This is a genomic window from Niabella terrae, assembly GCF_054783135.1.
The window spans coordinates 70,944-88,634 of the sequence record NZ_BAAGRD010000040.1 but is presented as its reverse complement, the minus strand read 5'-3'; the positions used below and the strand labels follow the sequence as shown (position 1 = coordinate 88,634).

The following is a 17,691-nucleotide window of genomic DNA, read 5'->3' as shown; positions in this document are numbered from 1 at the left end:
TACGTACACGAGACGAAAAGTAGAATGGCTCACGACCCGGGCGTGAGCACCTTCTTTTCGTGTACAAGGTATACCAGTACCTCAGAGCGGTAAGTTGTGTGCCGCGCCCAATTTATTGCTTGGCAAAAAAAGCAATTTGCCTGGAGACTCATCCAACCCCTAACGGATGAGTATTAAAGCACTATACATCCTTTATTTTTCGTATGCAGTAGCGTATAAGCTATTGTATGCGTGTAAACCACGTCTACCCGAGTAACATCGGCAGCCGGGCGGCGGGCCTGCTTTTCTCATGGGCATTAGCCCGCAAATCCCGGCATTGCCGTAACCTAATTCCTCAAATTTTAATGCTTATGCAATATGAAAAAAGTAACGCTCTTAGGCGTAATAGCCATCTTATGGCTCCAGCTTACAGCCCAGGAAAACGCCCGGCAATCAAATATTAGCCCGATCTGTATTGACGACTATCTACCGGATAGCAGTTTTGCCGAGGGGATAAATTTTAAAGTTCCGGCGTTTAAGCTATCTGACTTTAAAGGTAAACTCCTGATCCTGGATTTTTGGTTTACCTCCTGCATTGTTTGTATCAGGTCGTTTCCCAAAATACTGGCACTTCAAAAACAGTTTAGTGACAAGGTCCAGTTTATAATGGTGGCGCATGAAGACAAGAACGCAGTTAAAACATTTATAAAAAACTGGGAGCAAAAAAATAAAATTGCATTTACACTGCCCATCATTACCAATGATACCCTGCTGCACAAACTTATACATCATCGTTATGAAACACATTACGCCTGGGTGGCAGCAGATGGAAGGCTACTGGCCCAGTCCTCCGTGCTCTTCATGAACGAGGGCATTATTAAGGCCTATCTGGAGGGCCAGGACAAAAAAAATCACCAACCTCTAAATACGAAAGCCCAATGAAAAAAACACTATTATTAATTGTAGGTATCTGTGTTTATTTCTGCAATCTGTCGGCACAGAGCGACAGTGCGGTTACCGGAATAGTTAGTAACGCCGTCACCGGTGCTGCACTCCCAGGTGTAACGGTAACAGCGTCCAATAATAAAATAGCTACCCAAACCAAGGGCAATGGCGCCTTCACCTTATTATTGCGTTTACCGGATACCCTGTATATTTCACATACAGGGTTTGAGACGGCAAAAATAATCCTGGAAAATAACGCACCATTACAAGTACGGCTTGTACCCCTCGGGGGTGAACTGGAGACTATAACTATTAATACCGGCTACCAGCGACTAAAGCCCAACGAAGTCAACGGCTCCTACACCCTAATTGACAATAAGGCACTGAACCAGCAAACCGGAACCAATATACTGGACCGGCTCAATGGCATTACCAGCAGCCTGTTAGTGAACATGGGTAAAAGCAACCGCAATCCGCAAAATACGACCAATATCAGCATCCGGGGCCTGAGCACCATTAACGGGCCCTTAGACCCCTTAATTGTTGTAGACAATTTTATTTACGAAGGTAATATTGCGAACATCAATCCCAATGATGTGGAGAGTGTAACCATCTTGAAGGATGCCGCAGCTGCCAGTATTTGGGGCGCGCGTGCCGGCAACGGGGTTATTGTAATAACCATGAAAAAAGGACGTTGGGATCAAAAAATTAATATAGGGATTAGCGCCAACACTATTATAACTGGCAAGCCGGACCTTTATTCCCTTTCACAGCTCAGCAGTTCAGACTACATAGACCTGGAGCAGCAATTATTCAGGCAGGGTTATTATGATGGCACAATCAATAGTCGAACCAGACCAGCATTATCTCCTGCAGTATATATTTTCAAAAACCGGCGCTCCGGCCTTATTTCGGCGCAGGATTCTGCGCTTGAAATAAATGCCTTAATGGCGATAGACAACCGCGAGCAATACATGAAATATTTCTACGAAAAAGCACTTACACAACAATACGCCGTGAATCTGTCGGGCGGTAGTTCCTCGATGGCCTGGCTAATTTCCGGGGCGTATGACCATAGCCGAGATCAGTTGAACAACAATATAGATAAAATAAATCTCCGTATTAAAAACGACTATAGACCGTTTAAACACTTTACGGTGCATGCCAGTGTTTTTTTTACCAGCAGTACAGCCCTATCGGGCAGACCTGATTATAATGCAACGACATCTGTAAATGGCCGGAAAATACCCTATTTACCCATTGCGGGGCCTTCCGGAAGGCCGGTTGCAGTACCTATATATAACCAGGACTATACGGATACCGCGGGTGGCGGTCGATTGCTTAGCTGGGACTATTACCCGCTTAACGATTATCTGCATAGCCGTACCAAAACCAATCGACGGGAGTTACTGGCTGAAATTGGAATGGAGTACCAGTTCAGCAGCAGCCTGCGGGCAATTCTAACCTACCAGCACCAATTACAGCAATCGACTGCCAACACACATTATGATACGACCAGCTTTTTTACGCGCAATCTTATCAACCTGTACACGCAGCTTAACACCCAAACAGGAGCGCGTACCTATATAGTGCCAATGGGGGGTATTTTGAATAAGCAGGATGTTGTGCTCAACGCTTATAATTTCCGGGGACAATTGAACTTCGATAGGGTCATTCAGAAAATGCATCGTATTTCCGCTATTACTGCGGTGGAAATAAGAGCTGCCCGATCAGATGATCGGACTACAAGGCGCTATGGTTATTATAAAGATCCGCTTATCTATAGTACCAATATGGATTTTGCAACCAGCTATCCCACGTTTATCACCGGCGGCCGGGCGCAAATACCATCAGGTATTGCGATGAATAAAACAGAAAACCGGTTTCTATCTGTACTGGCTAATGCAGCATATAGCTTTAAAGGAAGATACCAGCTATCTGGCAGTATCCGACAGGACGGGGCCAATATTTTTGGCGCAAAAGTTAACGATAGATGGAAACCGCTATGGTCGGCAGGTCTGGGCTGGGTGTTATCAAAGGAAAATTTTTATCACTGGACTGCAATGCCTTTTTTAAAATTATCAGTAACCTACGGCGCGAGCGGAAATGTCGACCTCGGGAAATCTGCACTGCCTGTCGCTGTTATGAATACCGATCCGCTCACGGGTCTACCTATAGCGCAGGTGACAGTTATAAATAATCCCCGCCTAAGCTGGGAAAAAACTTTTCAAACCAATATAAAAGCTGATTTTTCTCTGCGAGAGCAACGGATAACCGGCACCATAGAGTATTATTTAAAAAAGGGAACCAACCTTTACGGTCCAACGCCTTATGATTATACGGCCTGGGGTGCTTCCAGTACCATTGTGGCAAATGTTGCCGCTATGAAAGGCCGGGGTTGGGATATAACGCTGAACAGCCTTAATGTAAACCGGGCCTTTAAATGGCGCACCAGTTTTTTGTTTAACTATAACACAGCAATCACCACAAAATATTACGCGCCGCAGGCCGCTAACATGGCCCAGCTGCTGAGTTTTGACGGCTCAGGCATTAATCCGGTAATTGGCAAACCTCTTTATGCTATCGCCGCTTACCGTTGGGGTGGCCTTAATGCGCAGGGAATGCCGCTTGGCTACATGCAGGATACCTTAACCACAGATTATCGTTCACTCATTCAAAATGCATCTGATAAGGGTTTTGCATCGGGCAGCTTCAGGTATATAGGGCCTGCCTCACCGCCGATTTTTGGATCTGTATTCAATAGCATTAATTATAAAGGATGGGAAATCTCTGCAAATATTGTTTACAAATTGGGATATTATTTGTTTAGACGAAGCCTGTCTTACAGCGCGCTGTTAAATAGTGGTCAGGGCACTGGCGATTATCAAAACCGGTGGCGGCAGCCAGGTGATGAAGCCCGGACTTCGGTTCCCGTATTTACTTATCCCATCAACATCGACCGGGAAAGTTTTTACGGAAGGTCAGAAGTAAATGTGATCCGGGGTGATCAGGTCCGGCTTCAGTTTATTAACCTGTCATATTCATTCAACCCACAGGCGCATCGGGGCCTTTCCGGGTTACAGGTTTATGCAAACGCAAATAACCTGGGCATTCTTTGGCGCAGTAACAAGGAGGGCGCAGACCCGGACTATATAAATAGCATACCACCGCCAAGATCCTATACTGTTGGAATTAGGGCCAGTTTCTGAGTTATTACGAATGTATATGATCACACCTAAAAAATAAAAACAAACTGATGAAAAATCAATTTATAAAGCCTGCTATTATTGTATGGACAACCTTCTTTATCTTTTGCTCCTGCACAAAATTTTTGGATAAAAAGCAAAATAGTAAAGTGATAGTTCCTGTTACGCTACCTGATTTGCAGGCGCTGCTAGACAATAAAGGAATAATGAACGGTTATGTACCTACTTATGGTATGATCTCCGCAGATGAGTATATCATTACGGATGCATTCTACAATTCAAGGACGCCGGCGTTGAAAGCTGCTTATACCTGGAAGAAATATTCAATTGATGGAGAAAATGACTGGTCAAAGGCTTATAATGCAGTTTACAATACCAACCTTGTGTTGGAACAGTTGCAAAACATTAAGCGGACAACCGGCAATGAACAGGACTTCGATAATATCAAAGGCAGTGCCTTGTTTTATCGCAGTTTTTACTTCCTTCAACTCTTATGGAACCATGCAAAAGCCTATGATGCAGCCACGGCATCCAAAGACTTGGGCATTGCACTTAGGCAAACCTCAGATTTTAATGTGCCATCAGTTAGGACTACAGCTGAAGCCGGGTATCAGCAGGTAATCAGCGATACAAAATCTGCTCTTCAGTTTTTACCAGTGCTTTCATCAGTTGCCACAAGGCCATCTAAATGCGCGGCATATGGTTTGTTGGCAAGATGTTATTTATCGATGCGGGATTATGCCAATGCTTTTTTATATGCGGATTCCAGTCTCCGGCTCAATGACAGGCTGATGGATCTTAACGGGGATACGGATATTCCGGAGGGAATTGCAGCAAGACTACCCTTCGTTACCTTTAATAAGGAAACTATTTTTTATGCCAACTTCAACCCAATTTATTACTTGTTCAATACGGATGCTACTTCAAGAAGTTATATGGATACCACTTTGATAAGTATGTATGAAGATAATGATCTTCGAAAGGTGGCTTTTTTTGATATTTGGACACCTGGCCGGTATTTTTTTAAAGGCTCCTATTCAGGTCAGTATTACGTTCCCTTTGCCGGGATTACTACTAGTGAAATGTACCTGGTGAGAGCAGAAGCGGCTATCCGGATAGATAATATGCAGGCGGGGCTGGATGACCTTAATGCGCTTTTAAGCAAACGTTATAAGGATGGTACCTACATGCCATATCACCCTACGGACGTAGAGGAGAGCTTGCGTATCGTTTTGAATGAGCGCAGGAAAGAACTGGTAATGAGAGGACTTAGATGGAGCGATATAAAAAGGCTGAATAAGGAGGGAGCAAACATAATATTGAAACGGGTCGTAAACGGTGAGCCCTTTGTGCTATCGCCCAACGCGAACTATTATGCGTTACCACTCCCTGATGATATTATCAGACTAACAGGAATGCCTCAAAATGAAGAGTAGAAAACAAGGCATTAATTGCGTCAATGCCTTGTTCCGGAATGTTTCCTAATTTAAGGTATTGGAAACATATGTTGCGTCACTTCCCTCCGTTGTAGATATTACATGTGAGATCGATCCAGATGACGCAGTGATGACCAATGATGGGTCCAGTTTATAACCCGAACCATCTGGTACAACGTAAGCATCAGATACGTTTATCTTGCATGCAATGTCACTGCCGGCGGGGCAGGCGGTTGTGTTGGTAGTATAATTCCAGTTTGAGTTTTTCTGCACCTCGGTTTGTGAAAAATCGAGGCCGTTGTACTGAAACGTGCGCATCGTATACGCCTTCTCTACCACGGGCTTTTTATCGGTGTCACTGGCAGCCCATGCCAGCGCTGCGGCCATTGCTGTAGCAGCAAAAGCCAACGAGATTTTTTTTATTATCATTACATATAGCGGAGGGCCGGTATTGTTGTTTTGGAGCTTGGGAGAGGCATGTTCCGGGTCCTGCTTTAATGGGTTGGTTTAGATGTTAAATCCAATTTCTGCTCTGTGTTGAAAACCGTGAGATTCAGCGCAAATTTTGCACTTTTCCCAAACCACCAAGCCCAACTGGTAAGGTGGTAACCGCAACAATAGCTACAATAATAAACCCGCTTTTGCCTGGGTTTTAAACAGCGGTGTTTGATGCGTTTTCCGTCTGCACTTTTTCGCCTGGCAGCGCTCCGGATGGTGAGAAGTGCCCTCATTGCTTCGGTTCTTGACCCAAAAGATACTTTTCCTGTATGGTGGCAAGTTGCTTTCATGTTATTAAATGCGGTCGATCAATACTATAGGCCGGATAACATTTACAGAATGTAGTTAGCGTTCGGGTTAAAATAGCCATCTACATTCTTCTGAAACGAAGATACGATCCCCACCAAGTGCTCTGTTTATCAATTCGTATCATTTTCTTTTTTATTTGGAATTATTTTCTCTCATTTCGCTGGGATAAAGGTCAAATCGATTTTTAAACGCCTTGGAAAAAGAAAAAATATCCGAAAATTCCAGGTCGAGCGCAATATCTGAGATTGCGTCATCGCTACTTAGCAGGCGTTCCCGAGCAGTATTTAATCGGTTGATCATCCAAAATCGGTATGGGGATTCCAGGACAATTTCCTTAAAGAGTACTTTAAAACGAGGCAGGCTCATATGGGCTTCGCGGGCAAGATCTGTCAACCTTGGAATTTGGGAAAAATCTGTTAGCAAGCGGTTCCGTATGGCATGAATGTGGCTGATTTGCTCCAGGGAAATCCGCTTTTTCTTAGGATTGAGCTCGTATTTACAGGTAAAAGCGTAACTGAGCAGGGTTTTTACATTCAATTCCAGCAGGTAATCATTGTTATTACCGGTTTTTAAGTGATGTAGAATGCTATCTGCTAATGATAACATGAAATTAGTGGCAAATAGCGGCTGTGTAAATAACTGTACCGGCTTATTGTTTTTTACGGCGTTTAAAAAAGGATCAATGATATCAGGAAAAGGTTCTGAGAAGGTTTTCAGATAATCAAAGGTGAAATGAATATCCAGCGTAGTGGTCAACTGACCTACCTCAAAACTGGCCTGGCTTTCTATATAAGGAAGGTAGAAAATACTGAACTGGCTGTTTTTTACTGTCTGATGGCTGAACGGCTTTGCTCTATAGGAGACGCTGCCATCCACTTGCAATGAAAATTCCAATAATTTTATATTTCCACGGGCTTCAAAAGACCTGCGCAACCTGTTATCATAACGACTGCTCCAAATACTAAACTGTTGCTTTTTAAATGATTGAAAAAGCATATTCCCCCAACCTCCATAAGCAGTAAAGGACTCACTTCGGGGTAGATTTAGCCCCGATGAATGTTTATGGTACTGGTCTGCCCATGTTAGGGTGTCTCCCTGGAGACAGATGATTTCAAAAGGTGGGTTCATACGCACATCACAAAACAATACGAATTGACAAATAAAATAGCTGAATTGATAAGGGGAAGGATATTTTCCCGCTGTAGCTTGCCATCAATTCAATAGAGAGCTAATGCAGCTATAAATCTAATGATTTTCTAATAAAACCGCGTTTTATGCCCTATTCACTATTTAAGGGCCCGCATCATTTCTTTTACAGGAAAAAATTTGCGCGGACCTGGATCTATATACGCCCGTTCCATTTTCGAAAAGATGTGCCCTTAATACACCGGTGGGTAAACCGGCCTTATGCACACCGGTACTGGCAAATGCAGGGAACTTTAAAAGCACTGGTTCTGTATCTTATAAAACAAGAAGAGGCATCCGTTACCATTACTTTTATCGTTTGCCACCGCCTGAATCCAATTGCACTCTTTGAGGTCTATCATGTCGAACAAACCGAAGTCGCCGCAGTTTATGCATCAGCGAATGACGATTACGGTATTCACCTTTTAATGGCTCCTCCAGAAGAATTGCTTTCTTTAAAGGCGAAAATCCGGAACGTTTCCGAAAACGTGCTTGCAACGATACTGGAAATGCTTTTTTCCTATCAGGCGGTAAATAGAGTGGTTGCGGAACCCGATATTGGCAATGTGCTGGCCCACCGGTTGGCGGAGAAAGCAGGGTTTCAATTTCAGCGCGTGATTCGATTGACAGATAAAACGGCAAAGCTGTACATGATAACTAAAGAACAGTTTCTAAAAACTTCTTGATCCAGCAGTCTTTTTTTAAACGGGTCTTGCGAGCAATGACGCTTACAATTGAGTTTTAAAGCTGATAATCGACTCGCATACGCTTTCTTTATTTAATTTTCAAAGCTATTCGGATAGCTTTCTGTTCTTTTGATATTCGTATGCCTCCGGTGATTTCCGGATGAAAGCAACAAGTATATTTCTCTGGCTTTTATGCTCGACAAGTTTATTGGGTATCCCATTTTTGGGGAGGAGATGACCTTACATAAAATATATCAGGCCGGTATGACGAACCGGAACCTGGTACCATTGCCCGGTTGGCTGATGACATCAATCGTAGTATGATGCAGTTCCAGTATTTTTTTTACGATCGCCAGTCCGATCCCTATACCTTTTTGTGGGGATGCAACTTTATCAAGTTGCTTGTAACGTTCAAAGATAAATGCCTGGTCTTCCGGAGAAATGCCAATGCCGGTATCTGCCACCTCTACGTTTACACCAGCTGAGGTCTCTGATAAAATGATTCGAATGCTGCCTCCATCCGGCGTAAATTTAAATGCATTGTCCAGAAGGTTTTGGAATACCCGTTCAGTAAGAGCGATGTCTGCAAAAACCCGAGGCAGGTATCGGTGGGTGTCCAGCTCAAGAAGGATGGATCGTTCGGTGGCTTTTAACTGATAAGCCATTAAAATGTCTGATGCCAGTTCATTGATCAGAAATGGCTCCTTTTCCGGTGTCACGAGGTTGGCCTCAAGTTTTGCATATTGAAAAAGCTGGTCCACTAATATGGATAGTTTTTGAGCGCTGGCATGAATTACCGACAAATAGCGCTCTTTGTCGGTATCGGACAGGTTGTCTTTTTTCATCATTAGGGTTTCTATATACCCCTGCATAATGGACAGGGGCGTGCGCAGATCGTGCGATACATTGGCAATCAACTCCTGTCTGAATTTATCGGTAGCTGTTATCTTATCGAAATTACGCACAATAACATCTGCCATTTCATTGAATGTTGAAGTAAGCATTCCCAGCTCCCCTTCGGCCTTACCTTCAATACGAGCGGAATAGTCGCCCTCTTTGAAGCGTTGTACCACAAGGGCAGTATTCCGGATACTGCGCGTTATAAGAAAGAAGGTAACGAGGCCAACAACTAACGCCACGGTAAGTGCAGCAAAGAAAATAGAAACACTCAATCGAGTATATAGATGACTATTCAGCGCCGACAGTACGTCGCGCTGCTTTTCACTAGCAAGGACGGCATAGATATAGCCAGAGAGTTGTCCCTTCTCTCTGATGGGTGCGACTGAAAAAATGGCCGGTTCTTCAGGTTGTTTGGGGTTGTCGCCCATGGGCCGATCGCCGTTTTTTGAGGATAACCATTTTTTTACGAGGGCCATGTTTACCTGCCGGATCTGTACTGTGGTATCGGGCACCACAAAATCGGTGATATTGCCTACTGTGTCCAATAGGTATACCTCAACGCTGGGGTTCGCCACCATGGTGGAATGGATGATATCGTGCGTAACTGCGGTATCCGGTTTCCCATTTTTGATGGGTTGCGTAAACGACGCAAGGTGTTGGGCAAGGTCACCGTACAGCTCCTGGTGCGCTGCATTGTAATAGGATTTGGAGAACCGGGAGGCAATAAGTATGAATACAAGGCCGAGCACTACCAATACAACCGTAAATACCGTAGCGATTTTCCAGAATAGCAAATTGCTTTTGATGAATTTTGTCTTTGACATTATAATTCTTCATTAAACCGGTAGCCAACCCCCCAGGTGGTTAAAATATACTTCGGCGCGGACGGATCGGTCTCTATCTTCCCGCGCAGCCTGTTAATATGACTGTTAACTGTATGCTCATAGCCGTCAAAGTCATAGCCCCATACCAGGTTCAGCAGGCGTTTCCGATTGTAGCTCTTACCCGGGTTTGAGGCCAGCAATACCAAGAGCTCAAATTCCTTCGGTGAGAGATCCACACGCTGATGGTTTAAAGAAACCTTCCGCTTGTCCAAATCGATTTCCAATCCGTCGCATGAGCGTATAGCTGGTGTATCATCATTGTTAAATCGGGGGGATTGATTTTCTTCATTTCTTCTGAAGATCACTTTTACACGGGCAATGAATTCGCGGATACTAAAGGGTTTGGTAAGGTAATCATCAGCGCCCGTTTCCAATCCCATTACTTTATCGATTTCCTCAGACCTGGCGGTCAACATCAGTATGGGCGTATGACGATCGGTCTGGCGGATCCGTCGGCATACTTCCATGCCGTTCAGACCGGGCAGCATCAGATCCAGGATGATCAGCTCAAAAGGCGCATCACTTACAGCTTTTAATCCCCCTTGTCCATTGTTAACTGCAGTCACTTCACAACCCAGGTCCCTTAAATGGATCTTAAGCAGTTCAATAATCTCTGGGTCGTCTTCTATGATAAGTACTTTTTGCATGTTGCTGTATTGCGGAGACACAAATTTCAGAAAAAAACCGCTTAAAATTGGACCGTGATACTTTTGTTATAACTCTGTTACGTCTTTGAGAACTGGTACCTGTTCTTTTGTAGTCTAAAATAAATCAGACATGAAAAAGAACAGTATCCTGCCTTGTTCCCTGTTTGCCGCGGTCATACTAATGGCATCCTGTCATAAAGGGGATGGTATATCCAAAATGCAAATTAAAACCATTTCAATTGAAAACGTATTGGATGGCAAACCGCTGGTAGAATCCGGCAGGTTTAAAGGAAACGGTACACCACCCGTCATTCTGCCCGCTCAGTCGGTTTCCTTTTCATTTTACGCTGCTAAAAATCAACGGCTCACATTTGCAACGATGTATGGATGGAGCAATGACCTGTTCTTCGCGCCCGAAAACCCCGGTATCAGATTGTATAATGATGATGGAATGCCAATATCAGGTGATGTATCTGAGCAGATAAAACTCTGGGATAATGGAACCAGGATGAATCAGACACCTGGGGCCGCGGTGATGCATCCGGGGACTGCGGAGACTACTCCTAAAAATATTAAGGAAGTAAATGGAATGGATGACTTCGGGAATAATTATCTACCGGCTTCCAGGCTCATGCAGGTTTCATTAAAGTATGAGGGCAGTTCCAGATTTACGATTACCATAAAAAACAACTCCGGAGGTACTGCAAATGAAACACCATTCAGCCCGGGGGTATGGGCCATTTCCTATACAGCCGGTGAGAACTTGCTGCTGGAAGAACCTATTTATTCAGTGGATAAGCTATCCATGAATGGACTCACAAATATTGCAGAAATGGGTGATATCACCCCATTAGATGCCTGGCTTACGCAACATACGGGTATATTTACCCCTCTCTCCCCTGTGCTGGTCGTAGTTTATAGTGGAGAAAGCAATCCGTTTTACAAAACGGGAGAAAGCGATCGGGGTGAGGGGCTGAAGGATTTGGCCCAAACGGGGAATGCCGAGCCCCTTGCCGAAGTACTAAAAACCAGACCGGGAATAAGAAATGTGTATGTGCTGAAAGATATTTCCAATACAGTGTTATTGCCAAAGATCGATGACGCTCCTGGAGGTAAGGTATCTCAAGAGTTGTCTTTGCTGCCAGATGACCGTATCGCAATCGCGACGATGTATGGATTTTCAAATGACTGGTTCTTTGCTACTACCGGATCTGATATTGATGGGGCGCAGAAAGGCGATGTGACAGCAACCATAGGTCTCTTTGATGATGGTACGGCAGTAAACCAATACCCGGGTGCAGGGATAACACAGGCCAACCTGGCCGGCACTCCTTTACAGGAAAGCAAGGCGATCCAACCCGTGCCCAATCCTAACGAATTTAACAGCTTACCTGCTATCGGTGAGATGATCAAAGTTAGCTTGGAATAGATAAAGGGTAGTTTTATCGGCTATTTCGTTTTCTGCTATTGCAGTTATGGAAGCAGGGAAAATGGCCAACAGCGACTATTGGGAATGGCTGCATGGGGTCAGCTGGCGCTTTGTAGCTAATACAGGTCCCACTCAGTGCGGCAACGAAAGAGAAAGTATTTATGTCGGCAACTGTGCTAAGCGGGGCGGCAGAAGCCATTCACAGAACAAGTAAACTTTGTATTGAATAGGTAGTTTCCAGAACATCCAGCACCTCAGGCCCGCCTGTAGGTTACATTGAAATCAGGATCAGGAAGCGCCGGCGCTCCGGATCGTCCAGGACCGCAGGGCGGATATTTCCGTACTAACGGCTACCGCTTGCCGGTGGGTCCTTAATCTGGATAGCGGAGCCGGCTTTTCAGCAAATTGTAAGCACAGGATGCTCAATCGGATTGAATATCCCGTTCGGGGTCAAAATCATAGTCAAATGAATTGTCTTCTACCTTATAGTTCGTCACCCGCTCAAAAAGAAATGGGTGTTTATTCCAGTGGAAGGCAGGATAATCCCTGGTCGTTGTAATCTTGTTATGGGTAATTTCCAGTCCCTGGACCGACTTGGCATATACCAGGGGCCGGTCAAAGGTTTCAAAACTGTTTGAGGTAATGGTGATGCCGGAATGAAAATACTTATGTTGATTTTTTAAGTCAGGGATTACCGGAGCAATGGAGATAATAGCATTGGTGAACTGAAACATATTGGTCAATGCATTTACAAATCGGTTGTTTCGGATCATCACTGAATGGCAGGCTCCGGTTTCAAACCAGCCATTACAGTCTCCGCAGAGCAGGATGGCGGATCCTGAAGTATGATCAAAAAGATTGTTCTCGATGATGGTGGATTTGGGGGTGCTGAATAATGCGCCCCTGGCCCTGTTATTACGAATGACATTATTGGCAAAATAGACCTCGGGCGTCCAGGAAAGGTTTTCTATTCCGGTTTCCAGCTGGAAGAGCAGGGCTGTATCCAGTTTCTTTTGAAAACTGATTTCAAATAATTTCGCACCCCTGAAATTCGGCTGATCAACAGCACGGATGGAACGTATACGGTTTCTTTCACCGACGGTTTCCATGGTTTTGCTGGCGATGAACTGAATTTCATCTCCGGGATCTCCCCATTTAAAACCATAGGATTGACCATGCATATACAGTGCTACCAGGGTATAGGCATCTTTGTAGTTCCTGACCTTTAAGTAAGTGCCATGTACATTAATGGCATCATCCATCATGGCTTCATAGCGACCATTTACCGACCGGATCAGCCCCCGGCAGCCGGAAAAATGCGTGGCGTCGGCCTGGGTGGTGAAATAGCGGGGATCGTCGGGCCCCCTTAATGCCACTTCAAACCGATCCAGCGTGATATTTTCTGAAACCTGTGCCAGCAGTCCCATGCCTTCTGCATAGTGTACTTTTACGCCCAGCAGCCTGATATTATTGCTCTGATCCACAAAGATGGCGGGTGCAGGCCTTTGACCTGAGCGCAGCGCTAGTATAGTACCGGGTTGCAGCCGTGGATTATACCAGTTAAATGCTTTGATAACACCCGGTTCGAGCTCAACCGTCGCGTTCAGGGGCGCTGCTATATCACTGGTTTGATATACGATATGCCGGGTCTGTTGATCAAAGGCAATGGCAGACCGCGGATGCAGTTTCCAGCCCTGGCCTTTATTAGAAAATGAACTATCACGAATTTCGTATTGCACCCAGGGGGCAGTCCTGAAGGTGATGGTTTTCCGGGTGGTGTCATTTTGCAGCACTTCGACCTGGCAGATCTGTGGATTCTCAAAATCAATATGCAGGTTTTTTAAGGTGAACTGTGCCACCTGTTCCATCGCAATGGGCAGCATCCTTCCGTGAAAAATCAGCTCGGCGCCATTGCCATCCACCAGTACCTCTTGCATATTCTGGAAATGCAGTCCCAGGGATTTGGGGTTGGTTTGGTCATGGTTCGATATATACAGTGTTTTTTGAGCGTTGGTGTCGGGATAAAATTCGTAACGGCCGGGTGCGAAACTAATGACGACCAGTTTTCCCTTGCCCGTAGATCTTTTAATTTTTTCAATGGCCATGCGCAGGGGCCCCGTAATACTCTCAGCGGTATTGGGCCTGATGCCCATATCGGATAGTCGGAAATAAATCGTATCGGCGGCATGTAGTGATGGCTGCGACAGAGAAAATCCGGCAATCAGCATATATAAAAACAAAATTCTTCCAGAAAATACAGCTGTAAAATCCAATCGCATCTTTGCTATTTTTTTGGCTATTCGTTGAAAATCAAGCGAAGATAATTCTGACAGGGGTTTTTTGCAAGCGCTGCCGCAAAAAATTGCCGGATCCGAATCGGGAGGCCGGGACAGAAAAAATGCTAGCTGCCGCCAGCTCCCACAGTAACGGCACCCGATGCCGTCCAGGGCATTTCGGTGAGTGGGTTAGGCAGGGGCCGGTCTCTGAGTATTCACCCAGAGCCATAGGCACCGGGCCGGCATTTTCGGAGGATCAGGTGGCAGCTGGATTATTTTTTACCTCCATTATTTTAAAAGTTTTCAGTCCCTTGGGGAGTTGCCATTGTACCTGATCGCCTTTGCGAAACCCGATCAACGCGGCTCCCATAGGCGTGAGAATGGATATCTTTTTGGCCTGCAGGTCAGCATGTCCCGGCATAACAAGGGTAAATTCCAGTAGCTTTTCGGTGGCCAGGTCCATTACCGTCACTTTTGAATTCAGCCGAACGGCGTGTTCGGGAAACGCGTCTTTCTGGACAATAATCGCCCTTTTCAACTCTTCGCTGAGTGACATTTCTCCTTCCTGCGGATTGTTTTTGGCAAAAGGTTTTAATAACTGGTAATCTTCTTCGGTAATTAATACCGGATTGGCTAAATTAGGGTTCATAAATATTTGAATTACAGTAAGATAATAAATTGCCATCCAGCTGTTGCGCCCAGCTGTTTAAAAGACGGATATTTCCCGGATCTGGATCAGTTTTCAGGCCCGGGAACCCTGGGGAAACGCTTTATTCCCTATATGGATATAAAGTCGACCGCCGGAAAAGCAGTAGCCGGCAGCTCGCCCGACACAGGAACTGTGTGGCCGGTAAAGGCTCAATTTCGGGTGATATGAATAAAAGGGTCGCATGGAATCGTTACCGGAACGATTTAAAACCTTCTTTTGATGAAAAGGGTATATTTTTTAATCAACAAAGCCGGTACAGAAAAGTTCAATGAACTTCCATTAATAACCAGGGCTGGCAGCAGAAAGGCCATCGGAGGGGGGCGCCGGGGTTCCTGAGCTCCACACAATCAATCCGGACCTGGGGCGTGCTTCGCTGCTCGGCAGCTAAAAAAGCCGGCGTTTCTGGTGGCCGGCCCGGTATCCGGCGGATCATGACTGGTCGGATGGCTGCGGTTAACCTTATCTGGATGGCGGCCAGACCCGGTGACCGCCCCTAAACTTCAGGTACCGGGCCGCGGCTTTTAAAAATATAGCGTTACTTTAAAGCTTTAAATTAAAACGATTCATCGCCAACACCATCCAGACATGTTAAAATCCGTCAGCTTATTGATCCTTGCAGGACTGTTCATAACCAGATTGAACGCGCAAACACCGCTACAAAAATGTATTCCGGTTGATTTTTCCCGGGTGGAAATCCGGGATGCTTTCTGGACGCCAAAACTGAAGACCGTAGCCACGGCGACGCTCGATGCCTGCGTTTCCTACACGGCGAATAAAACCGGCCGGATCCGTAATTTCGAAAAAGCGGCCAAAAAACAGGGTAAGCATGAAGGCATTTATTATGATGATTCCGATGTATACAAAGCCCTGGAAGCCATTGCCTATTCCTTGAAGAACAACCCGGATCCGGCGCTCGAGGCCATCGCAGATAGCTGGATCGATAAAATAGCCGCGGCCCAATTACCCGACGGGTACCTAAACACTTATTATATCCTGACTGATATCAACCAGCGGTGGACCGATATGAGCAAACATGAAACCTATTGTGCGGGCCATCTCATTGAAGCCGGTATTGCTTATTATAATACTACCGGCAAGGATCGGCTGCTCCAAACCGGCATTCGTTTCGCCGAACATATAGATTCCGTTTTTCGCCTGGCCAACCGTCACTGGGCGCCCGGTCATCAGGAAATAGAGCTGGCCTTGATGCGCCTCTATCATCATACCGGTGAAGACCGTTATCTGAAACTGGCGGACTGGTTCCTGCAGCAGCGAGGCGGCGGCGAACAATACAATCAGAACAAGCTGCCCCTGATCCGGCAAAGAAAGATTACCGGCCATGCCGTCCGCGCCATGTATATGTATACCGGAGCGGCTGACGTGGCGGCAGTAACAGGGAACCCGCAGTTTACCACCACTATGGATTCGGTATGGGCAGATGTCGTCGGACATCATTTGTACATTACCGGTGGTATCGGTGCCCAGGCCTCCAATGAGGGCTTTGGCCAGCCCTATGATTTACCCAATGCGACTGCATATTGTGAAACCTGTGCTTCTGTCGGTATGGTATTCTGGAATCAGCGCATGCAGCTACTGTCGGGGCAGGCCCGGTATACCGATCTGCTGGAGCGTAGTTTGTATAACGGCGCCCTGGATGGGTTGTCGCTGTCGGGTGACCGGTTTTTTTATGGAAATCCATTGGCGTCAAAAGGGGATAAACACCGGCGGGAATGGTTTGGTACTGCCTGTTGCCCTTCCAATATCGCCCGCCTGGTTGCCTCCGTAGGTAATTATATTTATGCCAGCAGTCCCGGGGCCGTCTGGGTTAATTTATTTATCGGCAGCCGCACACAGATCAATATCGGCAAAACCGATCTTGGGATCGAAATGCTAACGGACTATCCCTGGAAGGGCAATGTCCGCCTGCGCCTGCAGCCTTCCGGAAAGACCGCTTTCCAGCTTCGGCTGCGCATTCCCGGTTGGTTGAAACACCCGGTGGATGGAAATTTATATTATTATACGGATGATAAACAACCGGAACCTGTTATCAAAGTCAACGGGAAGCCGGTGGCTTATACAACGGAAGACGGCTATGCGATACTTGAAAGAACCTGGAAAAAAGGCGATGAACTGCTGATGGAACTGCCGATGGAAGTCAGAAAAATAAAGGCCAATAATGCGGTGTTGGCCAATGCCAACCGTACGGCCATACAATACGGACCGATTGTCTACTGTGTAGAAAGTTCAGATGATGGCATCGAACCGGATCGAATTACCCTGCCCGCCGAAACGGTTTTTGAGGTAAACTACGACCCGCAGCTGCTCGGTGGCGTTAATACCATTGCGTTTCAGGCACCACAGCTAACCGTAAATGCAGCGGGTAATGCTGTAAGTACAAAAACCGCGACGGTTCAGGCCATTCCCTATTTCAGCTGGAACAACCGGGGAAATCGGAAAATGCAGGTCTGGTTACCCGAAACTTTCACAGGTCTGACCCTGGGGCAGTAAACCCGCTGAAGGCATCGGGAAAATCACGACACAGGTAACGGGGCGGACTGTTATAGGCAGGGCATTAAGCATTCAATAAAAGGCAAATTGATTG

12 protein-coding genes are annotated in these 17,691 nt (G+C 45.8%); 6 read left to right on the top strand and 6 right to left on the bottom strand.

Annotated elements, in window-relative coordinates; translation table 11 throughout:
* Positions 1 to 357: 357 nt before the first annotated feature.
* From ACYVI9_RS17315 to ACYVI9_RS17305, 3 genes are read left to right on the top strand one after another with little or no spacing between them, the layout of a single operon-like run.
* On the top strand, positions 358 to 921 hold the full coding sequence (locus ACYVI9_RS17315; RefSeq protein ID WP_460767145.1) for a TlpA family protein disulfide reductase: 564 nt from the start codon (positions 358 to 360) through the stop codon (positions 919 to 921).
* Positions 918 to 4,133 (top strand): SusC/RagA family TonB-linked outer membrane protein, encoded by a 3,216-nt coding sequence (locus ACYVI9_RS17310; protein WP_460767142.1) that lies wholly within the window; start codon positions 918 to 920, stop codon positions 4,131 to 4,133. Before ACYVI9_RS17315 ends, ACYVI9_RS17310 begins: the two co-directional genes overlap by 4 nt.
* Positions 4,134 to 4,180: 47 nt before the next feature.
* Complete coding sequence (locus tag ACYVI9_RS17305) at positions 4,181 to 5,566, top strand: RagB/SusD family nutrient uptake outer membrane protein (RefSeq protein ID WP_460767139.1); 1,386 nt, start codon at positions 4,181 to 4,183, stop codon at positions 5,564 to 5,566.
* Positions 5,567 to 5,611: 45 nt separating this feature from the next.
* Here the strand turns inward: ACYVI9_RS17305 and ACYVI9_RS17300 are convergent, their stop codons facing one another.
* Both ACYVI9_RS17300 and ACYVI9_RS17295 read right to left on the bottom strand, forming a co-directional pair.
* Positions 5,612 to 5,974, bottom strand: coding sequence for a hypothetical protein (locus ACYVI9_RS17300; protein ID WP_460767137.1), 363 nt, complete (start codon positions 5,972 to 5,974; stop codon positions 5,612 to 5,614).
* A gap of 531 nt (positions 5,975 to 6,505) precedes the next feature.
* Complete coding sequence (locus ACYVI9_RS17295) at positions 6,506 to 7,501, bottom strand: helix-turn-helix transcriptional regulator (protein ID WP_460767134.1); 996 nt, start codon at positions 7,499 to 7,501, stop codon at positions 6,506 to 6,508.
* A 146-nt stretch (positions 7,502 to 7,647) separates the two neighbouring features.
* Between ACYVI9_RS17295 and ACYVI9_RS17290 the strand changes: the two genes are divergently transcribed.
* The gene (locus ACYVI9_RS17290; RefSeq protein ID WP_460767131.1) at positions 7,648 to 8,244 is read left to right on the top strand and encodes a GNAT family N-acetyltransferase; all 597 of its coding nucleotides are present in this window, start codon (positions 7,648 to 7,650) and stop codon (positions 8,242 to 8,244) included.
* Between the two features lie 254 nt (positions 8,245 to 8,498).
* On the opposite strand, the gene ACYVI9_RS17285 is transcribed toward ACYVI9_RS17290, so the two are convergent.
* Together ACYVI9_RS17285 and ACYVI9_RS17280 are read right to left on the bottom strand one after the other, a co-directional pair.
* Positions 8,499 to 9,968: a sensor histidine kinase gene (locus ACYVI9_RS17285; RefSeq protein ID WP_460767128.1), complete on the bottom strand. Its 1,470-nt coding sequence runs from the start codon at positions 9,966 to 9,968 to the stop codon at positions 8,499 to 8,501.
* Complete coding sequence (locus ACYVI9_RS17280) at positions 9,968 to 10,675, bottom strand: response regulator transcription factor (protein ID WP_460767126.1); 708 nt, start codon at positions 10,673 to 10,675, stop codon at positions 9,968 to 9,970. Before ACYVI9_RS17280 ends, ACYVI9_RS17285 begins: the two co-directional genes overlap by 1 nt.
* Positions 10,676 to 10,805: 130 nt before the next feature.
* Here ACYVI9_RS17280 and ACYVI9_RS17275 point away from each other — a divergent pair, with 130 nt between their 5' ends.
* A complete protein-coding gene (locus ACYVI9_RS17275; protein ID WP_460767123.1) occupies positions 10,806 to 12,104 on the top strand; it encodes a spondin domain-containing protein in 1,299 nt (432 codons plus the stop codon).
* 422 nt (positions 12,105 to 12,526) lie between these two features.
* Here the strand turns inward: ACYVI9_RS17275 and ACYVI9_RS17270 are convergent, their stop codons facing one another.
* Both ACYVI9_RS17270 and ACYVI9_RS17265 read right to left on the bottom strand, forming a co-directional pair.
* A complete protein-coding gene (locus ACYVI9_RS17270; RefSeq protein WP_460767120.1) occupies positions 12,527 to 14,383 on the bottom strand; it encodes an alpha-1,3-galactosidase-related protein in 1,857 nt (618 codons plus the stop codon).
* A gap of 253 nt (positions 14,384 to 14,636) precedes the next feature.
* Positions 14,637 to 15,029: a GreA/GreB family elongation factor gene (locus ACYVI9_RS17265; RefSeq protein ID WP_460767118.1), complete on the bottom strand. Its 393-nt coding sequence runs from the start codon at positions 15,027 to 15,029 to the stop codon at positions 14,637 to 14,639.
* 645 nt (positions 15,030 to 15,674) lie between these two features.
* On the opposite strand from ACYVI9_RS17265, the gene ACYVI9_RS17260 reads away from it, so the two are divergent.
* Positions 15,675 to 17,597, top strand: a complete 1,923-nt coding sequence (locus ACYVI9_RS17260; protein ID WP_460767115.1) for a glycoside hydrolase family 127 protein — start codon at positions 15,675 to 15,677, stop codon at positions 17,595 to 17,597.
* The last annotated feature ends 94 nt before the right edge of the window (positions 17,598 to 17,691 follow it).

Coding starts and splice junctions, on each gene's coding strand:
- ACYVI9_RS17315 (WP_460767145.1), top strand. CDS start 358: ATGAAAAAAGTAACGCTCTTAGGCGTAATAGCCATCTTATGGCTCCAG.
- ACYVI9_RS17310 (WP_460767142.1), top strand. CDS start 918: ATGAAAAAAACACTATTATTAATTGTAGGTATCTGTGTTTATTTCTGC.
- ACYVI9_RS17305 (WP_460767139.1), top strand. CDS start 4,181: ATGAAAAATCAATTTATAAAGCCTGCTATTATTGTATGGACAACCTTC.
- ACYVI9_RS17295 (WP_460767134.1), bottom strand. CDS start 7,501: ATGAACCCACCTTTTGAAATCATCTGTCTCCAGGGAGACACCCTAACA.
- ACYVI9_RS17290 (WP_460767131.1), top strand. CDS start 7,648: ATGCCCTATTCACTATTTAAGGGCCCGCATCATTTCTTTTACAGGAAA.
- ACYVI9_RS17285 (WP_460767128.1), bottom strand. CDS start 9,968: ATGTCAAAGACAAAATTCATCAAAAGCAATTTGCTATTCTGGAAAATC.
- ACYVI9_RS17280 (WP_460767126.1), bottom strand. CDS start 10,675: ATGCAAAAAGTACTTATCATAGAAGACGACCCAGAGATTATTGAACTG.
- ACYVI9_RS17275 (WP_460767123.1), top strand. CDS start 10,806: ATGAAAAAGAACAGTATCCTGCCTTGTTCCCTGTTTGCCGCGGTCATA.
- ACYVI9_RS17270 (WP_460767120.1), bottom strand. CDS start 14,383: ATGCGATTGGATTTTACAGCTGTATTTTCTGGAAGAATTTTGTTTTTA.
- ACYVI9_RS17265 (WP_460767118.1), bottom strand. CDS start 15,029: ATGAACCCTAATTTAGCCAATCCGGTATTAATTACCGAAGAAGATTAC.
- ACYVI9_RS17260 (WP_460767115.1), top strand. CDS start 15,675: ATGTTAAAATCCGTCAGCTTATTGATCCTTGCAGGACTGTTCATAACC.